At 67.1% G+C, this 830-nt stretch carries 1 protein-coding gene; it reads left to right on the top strand.

Going from position 1 to position 830, the window contains the following annotated elements:
• On the top strand, window positions 1-830 hold an 830-nt coding region (locus tag AC2CJA_RS26945; protein ID WP_484605249.1), incomplete at both ends, for an ABC transporter ATP-binding protein.

The following is an 830-nucleotide window of genomic DNA, read 5'->3' as shown; positions in this document are numbered from 1 at the left end:
GCCGGTGAGACGCTGGCGGTGCTGGGGGAGTCGGGTTCGGGCAAGTCGGTGACCGCGCAGGCGGTCATGGGCATCCTGGACATGCCGCCGGGGCGGATTCCCAGAGGGGAGATCCTCTTCCACGGTGAGGACATGCTGAAGATGTCGGAGGATCAGCGGCGTGCGTTGCGGGGGCGGCGTATCGCGATGATCTTCCAGGACGCGTTGTCGGCTCTCAATCCCGTGCTGAGTGTCGGCTACCAGTTGGGGGAGATGTTCCGGGTCCATCAGGGGCTTTCGCGGAAGGCGGCGAAGGCCAAGGCGGTGGAGCTGATGGAGCGGGTGAGGATTCCGGCGGCGAGGGCGCGGGTGAACGACTATCCGCATCAGTTCTCCGGGGGGATGCGGCAGCGGATCATGATCGCGATGGCGCTGGCGCTGGAGCCGGAGCTGATCATCGCGGACGAGCCGACGACGGCGCTGGATGTGACGGTGCAGGCGCAGGTGATGGATCTGCTGGCGGAGTTGCAGCGGGAGTATCACATGGGTCTGATTCTGATCACCCATGATCTGGGGGTGGTGGCCGATGTGGCGGACAAGATCGCGGTGATGTACGCGGGGCGGATCGTGGAGACGGCTCCGGTGGGTGAGTTGTACCGGCGGCCGGCGCATCCGTACACGCGGGGTCTGCTGGACTCGATTCCGCGGCTGGACCGCAAGGGGCGGGAGCTGTACGCGATTCAGGGGCTGCCGCCGAGTCTGACGAGCGTTCCCGCCGGGTGCGCGTTCAATCCGCGCTGTCCCAGGGCCCAGGAGGTGTGCCGCACCGACACACCCCCCCTGCACCAGGT

The sequence above is a fragment of the Streptomyces sp. ATLC9 genome, assembly GCF_057196705.1.
Note: the sequence above shows the minus strand (reverse complement) of the source record. Positions and strands in the feature narration are given on the sequence as shown.